The organism is [Clostridium] fimetarium, from assembly GCF_900111235.1.
Lineage (GTDB): Bacteria > Bacillota > Clostridia > Lachnospirales > Lachnospiraceae > Clostridium_N > Clostridium_N fimetarium.
Genome location: NZ_FOJI01000007.1, coordinates 131,833 through 147,608, shown reverse-complemented (window position 1 = coordinate 147,608; position 15,776 = coordinate 131,833). Strand labels below are relative to the sequence as shown.

The window sequence follows — 15,776 nt, the reverse complement described above, 5'->3', positions numbered from 1 at the left end:
GCTTATAATAACAAAAATCAAAAGCTACTTTGACAAACATTTGCCAAGGTAGCTTTTTTGAAATTATGAATTTATTATAAACCTACAATTTTATTTGCACGCCGTAATGCTTTATCCAATAATCAATTTCTATCAGATAAGCATACATCTGCGGTGTTGCCATTAACTGACCAAACCAAGGTTTTCCATAATCCGAACTTAAACTTATTAATTGTCTTACTGACTTTAAGTCTATTAATTCTAAAAGTGGTGAATTTCCCTCATCTATAATTTTATTTAATTCCACTTTCAGCAGGTTTTCGTATGCTGGATCATAGGTTTTTGGATATGGACTCTTTTTCCTATATAATACTTCATCCGGAATTAATCCCTTCATAGAATCTCTTAATAGACTTTTCACTACATCATTGTGATATTTGTATTTCCACGGTACATTATACACATATTGCACCAGCCTATGGTCTGCAAATGGTACCCTTACTTCCAAACCGCTAGCCATTGTTGTTCTGTCTTTTCGGTCTAATAAGGTCGTCATAAACCAAGTAATATTAAGATAACTAATCTCTCTTCGTCTCTTCTCATTACCATCTTCTCCTAATAGACACGGTGTTCTAGCAATGGTCTTTTCATATTGGCTCTTTACATATTCATCCAATGGAATTTTACTTAACAGATCTTTTGACATAATATTTTTTCTTACCGAGAGATCTTTTGACCACGGAAATGCATTTGTTTTCATAGCATCCTCATCTCTAAACCAAGGATATCCACCAAATATTTCATCCGCGCACTCGCCGGATAAACATACTGTATGTTTATCTTTGACTTTTCTGCAAAAATATAGCATTGAGGAATCAACATCAGCCATTCCTGGCAAGTCTTTTGCTCTAACAGCATGGAATAGATAATCATAAAGTTCCTGGCTACCACATTCAAGATAAGTATGATTTGAACCGATTGTTTTCTGCATTATGTCTACATATGGTCGATCCTCGGAAGGTTGAAACTTAGATGCCTTAAAATATTTGCTATTATCATAATAGTCAAAAGAATACGTATCTAATGTCTTACCTTGCTCTCTTAAAACATTTGCAGCAATTGCAGATACAACACTTGAGTCCACACCACCGGAAAGCAATGTGCATATAGGAACATCGCTAACGAGCTGTCTACTGATTGAATCAATCAACAGTTCCCTTGTCTTTTCTACACTTTCTTCATATGATTCCTCATGGTCTTCTCCTTTTAGCGTCCAATATGGATATAAGCGCATACCACTGTAATCAATTGTAGCCGCAAACCCTGGCATAACCTCATTAATGCCCTCATACACCCCACACCCAGGCGAACGAGCAGGTCCTAGACCAAACAGTTCACATAAACCATACTGATTCACGATTGGGCGAATGCCCGGATATTGAAACAATGCCTTTATTTCGGATGCAAAAACAATTACATTATCTTTAACCGAATAAAATAATGGTTTTACGCCAAATCTATCTCTGCATAAGAAACACTTTCTCAGATAACTATCCCATATTGCAAATGCAAATATTCCATTAAAATGGTCCACACATTTTTCGCCGTACTCTATATAAGCAGTAAGCAACACTTCTGTATCCGACTGTGTAGTAAAATGATAACCCTTCACTAACAAATCTTGTTTTATATCCGATGTATTATATAATTCTCCGTTATATACAACTGTATATATTCTTTCTCCCTGCGTTATTACCATTGGTTGCGCTCCGCCAATTAGATCAATAACTGCAAGTCTTGTATGCGCAAATGCCACATGTTCACCAATATATGTTCCAGAATCATTTGGCCCTCTATGTGCAAGTGTATTTCCCATTTTCCCAGCAATTATCTTTGCCTGCTCATATCGATTACTTACTTTACTTGTAAAATCACAAAATCCAGCTATACCACACAAAAAAGCAACACCTCCATTTTCATATAGTATATGGAGAGTTGCCTTTTTTTGTGAATTAATTACTTATTTTTATACAATCTTTTTTGCTAACTAAAATCAGCTTTCTATGTCATTATCAATCATGTTTATTTCATTAATCAGAGTATTTCTGCTACTCTTATTACTAAGATCTATATTATACTTGTAGAACCTGTCGCATCCATTGTCTTGTATAAATCGCAAACTATAAAACCCAGCTGACAACTCCGTTACAAATAGCACCATTTCTGAACTTTCACCAAATGTTGTCTCCATAAAGTCGAACGCATTTTCAAGTAAATAAGAAGCAGTTTTTATCCTGTTTTCGCGAATTTCTTTCATCTTCATGAATTCTTTTCTTACTATTTCAAACGCCTTCTCGCCATTCGTTTCCCCACTTTCGGCAAGTTTTAAAGCAAACGAATTAAGTGCTTCCAATGCTTTGTATGTGCTGATTTCCTGATCTTTTTCAAACATAGCGTTTTCTTTGCTTAACTCATATAGCTTACTTTTTTCCTCAATTAACTGTCTTAATATCGTAAATGGAACAAATTCACCGCCTAGTTGAACTTTGTTATGAAATGTTTTTAATGTTTCAAAGATTTCAGTAACCAGTGAATCGTACTTATTCACTTTCATAAATTCTAGATTAAGCCTACTGAGCATGAGCCCAACCACGCTGATTTTCTCATCAAAGGCTGCATTTTGAATTCTATTTATAAGTTTTTCATCCACTTTACCATTCAGGATATCCTCCATTTTATAGTTTTCCTCATATTTATAATACAATTCCAAATAATTTGCAAAATCTACCGCTATCTTTCTATCTTGTAAGTATTGTCCCACTACTAATGAATCCACTTTAAAGTTCAATTTTTCATATACATATATAAGTTCAGACAGATCTTCCCAGCCCCTAGCAGTAACGAATCTCTTGCCATCTACTGTTGTTTCAATATGATAGAAATTCTCCTGTTTTGCCTCAAGATAGGATAGAATTGCACCATGAATATTTTGCTGATATGCATATTTTTTCCATACACTATAGTCTGCTTCAACATTTATCAACTTAACCCGGTCTAGTGTAACCACATCAAATTCTCTTACAGAACGATTATATTCAGGAGGGTTACCAGCCGCCACAATCACCCAACCATCAGGAACCTTCGCATTACCAAATGTTTTGCACTGAAGAAACTGTAACATTACGGGTGCAAGTGTTTCCGATACACAGTTGATTTCATCAATAAACAAAATTCCATATTGACATCCAGTCTTTTCAATTCTTTCGTGAACTGCTGCAATTATCTCACTCATTGTATATTCTGTTATTGAAAATGTTTTACCACCATATTGTTTCTTTTCAATAAATGGCAATCCCAATGCGCTCTGTCTTGTATGATGAGTCATGGTATAGGAAACCAAACCGATTTCACATTCTCTTGCCACCTGTTCCATAATAGCAGTTTTACCAATTCCTGGTGGCCCTATCAAAAGTACAGGACGTTGTCTTACTGTCGGTATTAAAAAATGACCTGTCTCATCAGTCATGTGATATGCTTTCACGGTATTTACAATCTCATCTTTTGCTCGTTTTATGTCCATTTTTTTCTCCATTTCGTTGGCTGAACTGTTTCTTTCAGCCTTTTTCCATTTAATATTTCATATGATATCTCATTTAATATCTCATTTAATATCTCATCTAATATCTCATCTAATATCTCATCTAATATCTCATCTAATCATTGTTTCGCATTACGTAATCTCAAGTTTTATTGCCCATGGTGGCACTTGCTTTAGCTCACCTTTTGTTTCAACAAATATAAATGCAACTTGATATGGTGGTTTTTTTGTTGGATATATTCCATTGCCATCTGTGAAATAGAGCATTCCATTTAGTCTATTAAATTGCTTTTTTTCAATCAGTAAATTAACATATTCAAATGCCGGTCTAAAATCAGTTCCACCAAATCCTTTTACTTCGAAATTAGCTTTATACTCATCTAATTCCTTACGGCTATGAATACATATATCCGACTGAATCTCATTATCACATTGAATGATATGAAGATTGATTTTATTAAAAAAGCTTTCCTGCTCTAACAAAATTGCGTAAGTTTCCTCTAGGAACTTTTTAATCAATTGTCCCGAACATGACCCCGAAGTATCAAGAACAATCACAAAATCTTCAATTCTTTGTTCTTCCTTATACTCTAATTCTTCAATCAGAGGCATATTTTTGTACATTTGCATTCCAAAATTATAGAATCCATAATCAAAGGCATCCATATCCACCTGCATTGTTTCTTTACTAACTGCAAATTTTTTCAAGAATTCTTTGTAAGACATTTTTTCTGAATTGCTAAGCGTCAAATATTTTGACAAGTAATGATGTTCATCCCCGATACTACTTTGAAAAGTAGAAAGTTCCGTCTGCATTTTCTCACTAATATCTTTCCATTTATCATCGTTTTGCTTACTATTATTATTACTGCTATCTTTGTTGTCCTTGTCGTCTTTGTTGTCTTTGTTGTCTTCGTTGTTCTTATTGCCGTTGTTATCTTTGTTACTATTATCTTTGTTGTTATTATTATCTTTGTCGTCCTTGTTATCTTGATTGTCTTTATTATCTTTGTTGTCGTTATTATCTTTGTTGTCGTTATTATCTTTGTTGTCGTTATTATCTTTGTTGTCCTTGTTATCTTGATTTTTGTCTTCTGTCTTTTGCTTTTTCTTGCTATACCAAAAGCTGTGGTCATCTACCAGGAAAGCAACTGACAGTTTCAACAATGTCTTATCATCTTGTTTCTCTAGATATCTATATACATTTTCCGCACTCACTACCGGATATTCCTTCGCTAATCTCATATAAACATTTTCTCTGACATCTGGAATTAGCTGCCTAACGCTTGAATATTCCATATTATCAATCAAATACTCAATTGCTATATCACACGATATATCCCATAGTTGCTCTGTGGAAATTTTATTAGCCGCATAAATATGCCTAAATATACAATGAAGCACCATATGAAGATATGCTCGATTGATAAGCGTTGGATTATACTTGTACTTTTCAGAAAGCAGCAGTGGATTATAATATATATTTTCCCCATCGCATCCAACAAAAAAGGTTTTCTGATTACGTACAAATTCCAAGCTATTTAATGCCAAATACAAATAACGCATAGACATAAATAACTCTGTTTTCGCCGCCGTTAATATTTTTTCGCCAAGCACTGTCCAAGCATCAGCTTCTCTTTTATGTGATATTTCTTTTTGGTCCATAAGCCTACCCCTTTAGAATTCAAATGTTTTCTTTAGAATTCACCGTTTCTTTAGAATTCAAATGTTTTCTTCTTGATTCCATATTTTTCATTATGATATTGTAATAATATACTGAGTCCTTGCATTAGTCCATAATTTCTAGCCATTTCGATAACTGTTTCCATATCATCGCGATTTAGCACATCAAGTTCTAGTAATTTCTGCAACATATCATTATATTCTTTTCTCAACAAATTGTCTGCAAGTTTCATTCTATTTTCGTAGATATATGCATAATATTCCTGACGCATTTTTTCAGATAGGCTGTATGGATATGCTAGTCTATATAGCGCAATTTTGTATGCAGATTCTGTAACATCAATACTCTTCTCCGCACTAAATATCTTGTCATACTCATTATATAATGCATCCTCTCGATAAACACACTCTCTATAATGGACTCCAGAACCAACCGTCACCTGAGTCACAATTCTTGCAGGTGTATTTTCCTCGAAGCTATGCATATAGTATGGAAATACTAGTACTGCATCTGCGTCATCATAATGCATTGTTACGATTACTTCTTGATTCAATTCCGCAAGAATACCTTTCAGTGAAAACATTTGATTATGAATGTTATTGATTTCAATCGTATGTAGCTTCTCACAATTTTTAAATGCACCATCACCAAAGAAACGTATGCTATCAGGCATTATAACTTTATGAAGATTTCTACAATTATAAAAAGAATGTTCTCCTATTTCTACAACGCCTTTCGGTATCATAACTTCCTCTAATTCACGATGTTCGTGAAATGCATATTTTTCAATCTTTGTAACTGTTTTCCCCTCTAAAACCTCTGGGATTTTATAGGATAAAAAATTCCCAAGATACTCGGTTATTGTAACACTTGAGGATTTTGCCTCTAATTTATATTTCAAATGTAATTTACCAGTAATATCATTTTTCATAATGTCTTTTACCTAGCCCCAATATTCTTATAATGTAACTTATTCGTTTAATTTAAAGTAATCATGGTTTTCTACGTCATCCCACAACAACACTATAAGGTATTCTATGTATTTTGTAAAATAGAAATAGTACCACTCCTTGAAATGGAACAAATTTCCTTCACGTTTTTTTAACAGAATGTATAACATTTACTTTTTTAATAAATACTAAAATCACTCAAGAAAAGGAGGTTGATAATATGGATGAAAATCTATTTGGAATGTCTATTGATGACATTCACACTGATAAATCAATTAATTTAGCGAAGGAATACCACTTCAAAACAATTGATGAAAATATTCCTAAAACCAATAAATCAAAGTCTTCAAATGCAACAAATGTGGTTTCTTCAGATGAGCCTAATGAAAACAATACAAATGTAAAATAAAATAAAGCAATGTTACCAATACAAATAAAATAGTATATGGTGGCATTGCTTTATTTTTGTTTAAATTTAGTAACTGAAATACCCTTTATCTTATTTCTATTATTCTATCCGTTATCTTGTACCCATTATTTTGCAAATGATTATTAAGTTCTATATCGGATGTTTGCTCGTCATAATCCACATCTACATAGGTCTGACCTGCACTCATTCCAACATTCTGCACTCCTATTACACTTTCTAATTGATCTCTTACTTTATCTTGCGTTTCTATTTCTTGTAACCCTTCGATATTAATTCTTATACTCTTCATAGGTCTGTTCCTCTCTTTTTTATATACTAAAAATTAATGTAATTATATTATCTGCAACAGACATTTTTTTATACCAATATTCTCAACTTTGCAAGGTTTCGCTCATAAATGTTCGGAAAGATATTTTAACATTATACAAGTATTATATTTATGTACCTACACATAATAACAACACTATCAAGTGTAACATCATAGCGAAAAGTACGAAAATGTGTAGTTATGCATGAAAATGCGTAGAAATGGAGAGAAATATTATGAATGAAATCAAAAAAATTCCATGTGATAAGACTATAGATAATAGTTTGTTATTATTATTTGAAGGTTACCCATTTATACAAAACAGATGTAAAAGGTATCAAACAGATATATTTAAAACCCGCTTATTAGGGCAAAAAGTGATTTGTATGAGCGGAGAAGAAGCTGCCAAAGCATTTTATGATGATGCCCACTTTACAAGAAAAAATGTCGCGCCCAAAAGAATTCAAAAGACATTGTTTGGAAAAAATGGAGTACAGGGGCTAGATGGACGCGCTCATAAAGAGCGTAAAGAAATATTTATGTCAATTATAAATTACGAAAACTTAAAAACACTAATTCAGTACACTCGCGAACAATGGGAAATAAATACGAAGAAATGGAATAATAAAGATATTGTTTTGTTTGATGAAGCACAAATAATCATGTGTCAGGTAGCCTGTAGATGGGCTGGCGTACCTTTAAAAAGCACTGAAGTAACTCAGAGAGCTCGTGACTTAGGTAAAATGATTGATGGATTTGGTGGAGTAGGCTTACGGTATTGGGAAGGTAAATGTGCACGTAAAAACTCAGAAAAATGGATTGCAGACATTATCACTAAAATACGTTCTCAAAAAATATCACCACAAAAATGCACAGCCGCATATACCATAGCATGGCATCGTGATGGAAATAATAGGATCTTAAGTACGCAGATTGCTGCTGTTGAATTACTTAATATTATAAGACCTATCGTAGCAATCGCTACGTATATTACATTTGGCGCCTTAGCAATACACAAAAACCCTGCCTGTCGTTTGAATTTAAGATCAAACACTAATGATTATAGGCAACTATTTGTACAGGAAGTTCGGAGATTCTACCCATTTACACCATTTGTAGGGGCCAAAGTAAGAAAAAGCTTTATTTGGAAAAATTATTTTCTCGATAAAGGTACTCTTGTTTTATTAGATGTTTATGGAACAAATCATAGTGAAAAATCATGGTCAAATCCTAATGAATTCATTCCGGAGCGGTTCATTAATTGGAACGACAACCGTTTTTCTTTTATTCCACAAGGCGGTGGCGATTATGCGAATGGTCATCGATGTCCCGGTGAATTACTAACCATTGAAATTATGAAGGAAAGCTTCGACTTTCTTGCAAAAAATTTATCCTATAAAGTTCCTAAGCAAAACTTCAATTATCCTTTATGTCGTATTCCAACCCTTCCTAAAAGTAGATTTATTATAAAAAGGGTAATGCAGATTAATTAATCTGACACTCGTCTTACATTGAGTTTAATTAATGCGTTCAACAATAGAGGTACCTTAAAATAGATAAAACAACTTAGTTACCTAAGTTATTTTATCTATTTTTATGTTACCTAACTAATCTGCATTATGCTATCTTTAATTAATACTTAAGGCCATATCCAACTGGAAACAGTACCTTATCGGTTCTAATGTCTTCTACTTTTGAGTAATATGGCATTGGTAATGTACCCTTAAAGCTGCTTTTACCAGTCAGTACATTCGACACACCATCTCCCTCACTTCCGGGAAGGTAGCACATAACGATACCATCCCACTGATTCATGTATTCCTCCATTATTACATTTCTACCTGCTACGATACAGGCTACTGTAGGATGTTGTAAATCTTTCGCCAACTTAATTGCTTCGGCATTACCTGCCAGCCCAAGCTTTCCGGTAATACTGATATCAGCGCTATCTCCATTCCATTCGGCATAAGTCTTTTCTCCAAGGCACAGAAGTGTCATGTCAGCATCCTTTGCTTTGTTCACGTCCGTGATAATGGTTAATTCATATGTAGTAGCAAGTGCATTCAAACCATCCAGAATTGTTTTACCTTCCGAAACCCATTTTTTCCCACTGTTATCAGCATCGGAACTGCCACTCCAAGTCAATGTCCAGCCCCCACATTGAACGCCAACATCATTGGCTGCAGGACCGGTTACAAATATTTTAGTGCCTTTTTTAATAGGTAATACCTTATTATCATTTTTCAGCAAAACAAGGCTTTCTTCTACAAGCGTTCTTGCTAAATCACGATATTTCTGTGATCCTGTGGTTTCAACATCCGCTTTAACATTCTCCATCATTGGATCATCTAGGATTCCCATTTCCTTCTTAACATTAAGGATACGTGTAACGGCATCATTTACACGATCTATAGAAATAGTACCTTCCTTAACACTCTCTACAATATACTTACGGCATTGTTCAAAATCAACATCCTCCATAAGCATATCAATTCCCGCATTAATTGCAGTAACTGTCTGAGCCTTTAGATTGGCTCCAGGAATGTTGTGAATAGAATCCCAATCACTGACAACAAAACCGTCAAACCCCAAATCATTCTTTAATGCATTTATATATTTGGCATTTTCATGCATCTTCGTACCATTTAAACTGCTGTGGCTAATCATCACGGTCTTTACGCCGGTGTCTACCATTGATTTGTATACTGTCAGCAAACTCTTGATTTCTTCATCTAAAAGTTGCGCATCCCCCCGGTCAATTAACCTTTTTTCTCCATCCAGCGTTTCACCTGTTCCAAACAATACATTACCATCTCCTAGAAAATGCTTCGCACAAGGTAGCACTCCTCCATCTATCATTCCTTTTGCAAAGCTACTTCCCAATTTTGCAACGATGTCATTCTGGGAAGAATAGCTTTCATAAGTACGTCCCCATCTCGGATCTTGAGCCGCTGCTAAGCAAGGTGAAAAGCTCCAAAGCATTCCTGTAAGTTTTGCTTCATTTGCAACTGCAATCCCCATCTGATAGGAAAGCTCTACATCATTCGCCGCACCTATTCCGATATTATGAGGAAAAATCACGGTACCCTTAGCGGTATTTACTCCATGAACCGCATCATTTCCATAAATATAAGGAATTCCGGCTGTTGATGTCACTGCACTTTTCTGATATTTCAGAATTAAAGTCTTCCAACTTGGTGCATTTAGAAATGAGCTTCCAAAAGTGGAAAGCATACTGCCATAATCATTTGTATTCATGGAACTTTCAGTTATATTATAAACTGCTCCCTGCACCATCTGTGCAGCTTTTTGTTCAATGGTAAGTCTAGCCATTATGGCCTCTACCGTTTCATTGCTACCTGTGTTTCCTGTAGATGACTTACTCTCGCCATCTTTTGATACAGCCGTACTGTTGCAACCGGTAACCACTAGGATTACCGCAAATAATAATGCAATTACTCTTCGTTTCATTTTAAAGCCCCCATTTTTCGTGTATTGATAAATCTCCTAACTTTGTTAAATCGCTAACAATTCAAAAAACTAATCTCATTTTATCATAATTCAATACTTTTAAGTACATTGATATTAAAAAAATGTTAATTTTTGTTAAATATGGAAAATATTTGTCATGACTAACTGTATAATAAATTAGTATAATATTTATTATACAATTATATTTTAAAAAGGAGAAATTCATGTTTAACCAAACGAAAAAGCTCGAAATAATCAAGAACGAAAATTATCAGAAGAACTTAATTGAGAGATTAAATACGTTATGTACCATTAGTGATGTTTATAACCAAGAAAAGGGGGACAACGGTTATCTAGAAGCAAGCAATGAACTTGAAGAGGCTATTAATCGATTGATCAAAGTAAAAACCAATCAGGTAAAAGCTTTGTTTTTAAAAAATTCAGAAATGATTGAATATGTTACCCAGATGGATTACATAAAAGAAATGGTCGATAATATTGACACTCAAAGAAACTCTGTTCAAGATGTTTCATCCAGCAGTGAGCAAATGAGCCATGCAATTGAAGAAGTTGCCATTTATGTACAGGATTCATTGGTAACCACTAACAATACAATTTCTATGTCTACTGAATCATTACAGACAATTAACAAGTCATTTGACTACATATATAAATCGTTTGATCAGATTACTGTTGTGCAGAATAAAATGCATACCGTTGTTGAAGAAACAAAAGAAATTGAAAATATCGTAAATATAATTAACGATGTTGCTGAACAGACTAATTTATTGTCACTTAACGCCAGCATTGAAGCAGCAAGAGCTGGTGAAAAAGGAAAAGGATTCGCAGTTGTTGCTGATGAAATCAAGAAGCTTGCAGAAAACACAAAGGAATCAGCAAATTACATCAGAAAAATGGTCAAAAAATTAAGAGATGAAATAGGTATATCCGAAGATGTCATTATAGGCGCTGTGAAAATATTTTCTGAAGGAAAAAACTCAATTGACGAGGCAACTAGCTCAATGAGTAAGATGGAAGTAGCATTAAAAAGCATCGGTGATTCATTTGACGGTATTTCTGCCAATATTGAAGAACAGACTGCTACAACACAAGAAATCTCCGCAAGATTAGCGGAAATCAATAATCAGACCTCTAGCTTATATGATTCATGTATGCAGACGGGCCATGGAATCTATGATTTTAGTGAATTAGCTGAAGATAGCCGAAATATCGGAAGACCTTTGTTTAAGGATTTTCATGGTAATGATATGTTTATAGGTATGATTTCAGAACATTTATTATGGAAATGGAAAGTATATAATGTAGTATGTGGATTTATAAAAATCGAAGAAAAAAGTATTAATGAGTATACAGAATGTACGCTTGGAAAGTTATTAGAACATTTAAAAAGTTCTAATTCCAACTCCCCAATGATAAAATTGTATGAGCCACATAAGAATGTACATTTCTATTCTAAAAAAATAATAAGAGATGTTAATAACAAAGACCGAAGTAATATAGAAAATGATATAAAACAATTAAATGCTAATATGGCAATACTATTAGATGGATTAAAAAATGCAAAATAGTAGGTAATAATAAAAAGAGGTTTAGAACTGTTGTAAAATCAACGGTTCTAAACCTCTTTTTGCCCAAAAGTGCAGTCGGCGGGACTTGAACCCGCACGAGCGCAATGCTCACTAGATCCTTAGTCTAGCGCGTATGCCAATTCCGCCACGACTGCGCACTTGTACTGTATCAACAGCACTTTGATATACTAACACAAATATACCAAATATGTCAATCCTAAAGTTGTGTTTTTCTCACAAACTATTTCTTTTGTATTCCATTCATATTCCTTTTGGGTTATTTCTCCTTTATATCAAATTTTTCAATTGACATACCCCCTTGAACAAGGTAGAATAACTATTGTTACTGCGGAAATGTCGGAATGGCAGACGAGCAAGATTCAGATTCTTGTGTGGGTTTCCACGTGCGGGTTCAAGTCCCGTTTTCCGCACTCATAAAGTATATATTATAATCAGCAAATTTCTAATCTTAAAACAAAAAGGATGTTGTAGCCCACTTAAAATCAAGTGCTACAACATCCTTTTTTTAATTCATGCAATTCTGTAAATTTGTAATCTTACACTTTGCCCTTTACTCTTCGCTTTTTTGTCTTTTGCCTTTTTGTCTTTTTTCTTTTTATTTCTTTGTCTTTTGTTTTTAACGCCCCGCTATCAACGTGTAACTAGCGAATATGAATTTCTAATTATCCATTTTCCACAGACCGGCTGAAAGCAGCGCCCATGTTATGTCAAGACTCAGATAAAAAATGAGCGCAAGCGAGTCTTTTTATCATCTCTGAGGCTTGTAAAGAACATGCTGCTTGAAGGAAAGGCAAGGCAAAATAGATAATTAGAAATTCATATTCGCCAACACCCCCTCCCCTCTACATAAGTGGTGCAAACAACCTTAGTACCTGCCCCAAGAATTTCTTAACAACTGGGAATTTTCTACAATCCTCTAGTGTCATTTCATGACTTTGTAAACGCGTATTTTGAAAATCTTCTTCGATTTTAAATATTTCGGGATTTCTGTAAATATAAGCTGCACATTCAAAATGAAGATACAAACTTCGAAAATCTAAATTTATCGTTCCCACTACCGCTTTTTCATCATCACTTGTAAATACTTTTGCGTGAATGAACCCTGGCGTATATTCATATATCTTAACGCCTTTTTCAAGCAATTCTCTATAATAAGTTCTAGCCAACAGATAAGTATATACTTTATCAGGAATATGTGGCGTAATAATAATGGTCTCAACATCTCTTTGCGCTGCATAAATAAGTGCGGCAATCATTTCGTCATCCAGGATTAGATATGGGGTCATAATATGAACATAGTTCTTCGCTCTATTAATGATATCAATATAAACATTTTTTCCAATATTCTCTCCATCAAATGGGCTATCACCAAAAGGCATAACATATCCACCTGCTGACATACCATTATCTGCTGACTTAACATTATCTGCTGACATATTATTATTATTATCTGTTGGCATAACATTATCTGCTAAGATAACATTATCTGTTAAGATAACATTATCTACTAAATCCTCATTATCTTTCATCACTTGAACGTTCTCACAGATATAATTTTCATAGATTTCTGGAACTTGTTCCTTTATATTCCACATTTGTAAAAACATTAATGTAAAGCTCTTTACGGCATCACCTGATACCATTATTGCAGTATCCTTCCAATGTCCAAATCGCACTTCTAAATTAATATACTCATCTGCAAGATTAATTCCGCCTGTAAAAGCGACATGTCCATCAATCACAAGTATTTTTCTATGATCTCTGTTCGTTTGATGGGTAGATAATATTGGTTTTATCGGAGAAAACATCTTACATTGTATCCCAAATTTTATCAGTTCCTTGGGATAATTATAAGGTAACAAGAAAAGACTGCAAGTTCCATCATACATAAACCTAACTTCTACGCCCTCGTTTACTTTCCGCTTTAAAATCTCCAAAATGGAATTCCACATATATCCTTTTGCAACTATAAAATATTCCAAGAAAATAAATTTTTTCGCAGCTTCTAACTGAATTAGCATTTCTTTGAATTTATCTTCCCCTAAAGGAAAATACTTGACACTAGAATTCGCATATATTGAATAACCCGCAGAATTATTCAAATATCTAACTAACCCTGCTTCATTTGGATTGATTTCCTGTAGCGAATTCAGGACGTCCGGATTTTGTATAAGAAGTGGCTTAATTATCTTACCCGTATCATCCATACTTCTTTTTATGAATTTTGTACCAAACTGAAATTTCATAAACAAGTATAACAATGTACCGAAAACTGGGATAACTAAAACCGGAATAATCCAAGCCATTTTAAAGCTAGCATTTTGGTCATCATTTATAATATAAATGAGAACCGCTCCGCTAAGCAATGTAAACGCTCCATATATAAATACCGTATAATCTGCTAACCAATTAAAAGTAACAAATAATATAACAATCTGTATTAATAATAACAGAACTACAATTGTCGTTCTGCCAAATATCATTTTCAATAATCCTTTGCGTTTTTTCATATTAATTCCAATCTGCTCTGCTAAATGCTCGCTAACTTTTCATATTTTTCTTATTTAATATAATTTCCGTAATATTTGGTTCAACAGTTATCTTATTATTCAATCTATAATCGATATGTTCACCGAGAATAGTGTATATCGTCGAAACAAATGGCACACCAATAAGCATTCCAGGAATTCCTAGTAATGTCCCACCCAACGTAACAGAAATCAAAATCCACATAGGCGGCAATCCAACTGTATTTCCAATGATTTTGGGATAAATAACATTTCCCTCAAACGTCTGCATAATCAACAGATATATTATAAATTTTAATGCTTGAACCGGACTTACCATCAAGATTAAAAATGCTCCAATAATCAAGCCGATATATCCACCAACAATAGGAACGAGTGCAGTAACGCCAACTATTGCTCCAATCATCACTGCATAAGGAATATGAAGTAATAGCATACCTCCAGTACACATTAGCCCCACAACAATTGCATCAATACACTTACCAATGATAAAATTCGAAAATGCTTCGTCCGCAACATTCACGATATGTAAAATATTATTATTAATTTTTTCTGGGAAATAAGCAACCATAAATCTTTTTGTTTGACTGAATAATTTTTCTTTACTCAGCAACATATAAATTGATATCATAATTGATATTATAAATGTAAATGTAATGTTAGCCAATGTTGTTATAAATGAAAATGTTGTTCCAAAGACTCCAAACAAACCACTTTTTGAATAATCGAAAACTTGTTGTGCAATATTCACCCAATCAGGGTTAAGTTGTTCAAGCCAGGTCTTTGCTTGCGGATACAAATCACTGTATTGTGTTGCCCAATCAATTCCGTTTTGAAAGCCTATCGGTATAGCACTCGCTAAAAGAGCGAATGTATTTAATACCTCTGGTATTACAATACTTAGCATTAATGAAATAAGTGCTATTATAGAAAAAAAAGATAATATTAATGAAATCCCTCGATTGTATATTCCGATCTTCTTATTATTACCAGATAGTTTAGAAATAATTTTTTCAAATCTAGTCATAGGAATATTAATTATAAATGCAATTATTCCTGCAATCAACAATGGGGAAATGACATTCATAAGCCAACCTACAAACGTTCCAGCATACTGTAAATTCTGAGATATCCAATATATTCCTATAACTATAGATGCAAGTACGATAATATTCTTACTATCATTTTTTGACATTTTCATTCCTAGATCCTCCCTTAT

At 33.8% G+C, this 15,776-nt stretch carries 11 protein-coding genes and 2 tRNA genes; 4 read left to right on the top strand and 9 right to left on the bottom strand.

Annotated elements, in window-relative coordinates; all coding sequences use genetic code 11:
* Positions 1–82: 82 nt before the first annotated feature.
* The 4 genes from asnB to BMY18_RS10520 form a co-directional block, all read right to left on the bottom strand.
* A complete protein-coding gene (gene asnB, locus BMY18_RS10535) occupies positions 83–1,936 on the bottom strand; it encodes an asparagine synthase (glutamine-hydrolyzing) (protein ID WP_092453760.1) in 1,854 nt (617 codons plus the stop codon).
* 96 nt (positions 1,937–2,032) lie between these two features.
* Entirely contained in the window at positions 2,033–3,559 is a 1,527-nt protein-coding gene (locus tag BMY18_RS10530) for an ATP-binding protein (protein WP_092453758.1), read from the bottom strand.
* A 150-nt stretch (positions 3,560–3,709) separates the two neighbouring features.
* The gene (locus BMY18_RS10525; RefSeq protein ID WP_092453756.1) at positions 3,710–5,242 is read right to left on the bottom strand and encodes a vWA domain-containing protein; all 1,533 of its coding nucleotides are present in this window, start codon (positions 5,240–5,242) and stop codon (positions 3,710–3,712) included.
* Between the two features lie 50 nt (positions 5,243–5,292).
* Positions 5,293–6,192: a leucine-rich repeat domain-containing protein gene (locus BMY18_RS10520; RefSeq protein ID WP_092453754.1), complete on the bottom strand. Its 900-nt coding sequence runs from the start codon at positions 6,190–6,192 to the stop codon at positions 5,293–5,295.
* 239 nt (positions 6,193–6,431) lie between these two features.
* Between BMY18_RS10520 and BMY18_RS10515 the strand changes: the two genes are divergently transcribed.
* Positions 6,432–6,620, top strand: coding sequence for a hypothetical protein (locus BMY18_RS10515; protein ID WP_092453752.1), 189 nt, complete (start codon positions 6,432–6,434; stop codon positions 6,618–6,620).
* Between the two features lie 85 nt (positions 6,621–6,705).
* On the opposite strand, the gene BMY18_RS10510 is transcribed toward BMY18_RS10515, so the two are convergent.
* Entirely contained in the window at positions 6,706–6,930 is a 225-nt protein-coding gene (locus BMY18_RS10510; protein WP_092453750.1) for a hypothetical protein, read from the bottom strand.
* 254 nt (positions 6,931–7,184) lie between these two features.
* Here BMY18_RS10510 and BMY18_RS10505 point away from each other — a divergent pair, with 254 nt between their 5' ends.
* On the top strand, positions 7,185–8,441 hold the full coding sequence (locus BMY18_RS10505; RefSeq protein WP_092453748.1) for a CYP152 family fatty-acid peroxygenase CypC: 1,257 nt from the start codon (positions 7,185–7,187) through the stop codon (positions 8,439–8,441).
* A 139-nt stretch (positions 8,442–8,580) separates the two neighbouring features.
* Here BMY18_RS10505 and BMY18_RS10500 read toward each other — a convergent pair whose 3' ends face one another.
* The gene (locus tag BMY18_RS10500; protein ID WP_092453746.1) at positions 8,581–10,419 is read right to left on the bottom strand and encodes a glycoside hydrolase family 3 protein; all 1,839 of its coding nucleotides are present in this window, start codon (positions 10,417–10,419) and stop codon (positions 8,581–8,583) included.
* Positions 10,420–10,643: 224 nt separating this feature from the next.
* Between BMY18_RS10500 and BMY18_RS10495 the strand changes: the two genes are divergently transcribed.
* The gene (locus BMY18_RS10495; RefSeq protein WP_092453744.1) at positions 10,644–12,008 is read left to right on the top strand and encodes a methyl-accepting chemotaxis protein; all 1,365 of its coding nucleotides are present in this window, start codon (positions 10,644–10,646) and stop codon (positions 12,006–12,008) included.
* Positions 12,009–12,078: 70 nt separating this feature from the next.
* On the opposite strand, the gene BMY18_RS10490 is transcribed toward BMY18_RS10495, so the two are convergent.
* Positions 12,079–12,163, bottom strand: a tRNA-Leu gene (locus BMY18_RS10490).
* 193 nt (positions 12,164–12,356) lie between these two features.
* Between BMY18_RS10490 and BMY18_RS10485 the strand changes: the two genes are divergently transcribed.
* A tRNA-Leu gene (locus tag BMY18_RS10485) sits at positions 12,357–12,439 on the top strand.
* A 432-nt stretch (positions 12,440–12,871) separates the two neighbouring features.
* On the opposite strand, the gene BMY18_RS21400 is transcribed toward BMY18_RS10485, so the two are convergent.
* Together BMY18_RS21400 and BMY18_RS10475 are read right to left on the bottom strand one after the other, a co-directional pair.
* Entirely contained in the window at positions 12,872–14,539 is a 1,668-nt protein-coding gene (locus BMY18_RS21400; RefSeq protein ID WP_242941014.1) for a phospholipase D-like domain-containing protein, read from the bottom strand.
* Between the two features lie 31 nt (positions 14,540–14,570).
* Positions 14,571–15,758 carry an AI-2E family transporter gene (locus tag BMY18_RS10475; protein ID WP_092453742.1) on the bottom strand — a complete coding sequence of 396 codons (1,188 nt, stop codon included), beginning with the start codon at positions 15,756–15,758 and terminating at the stop codon, positions 14,571–14,573.
* Positions 15,759–15,776 lie beyond the last annotated feature (18 nt).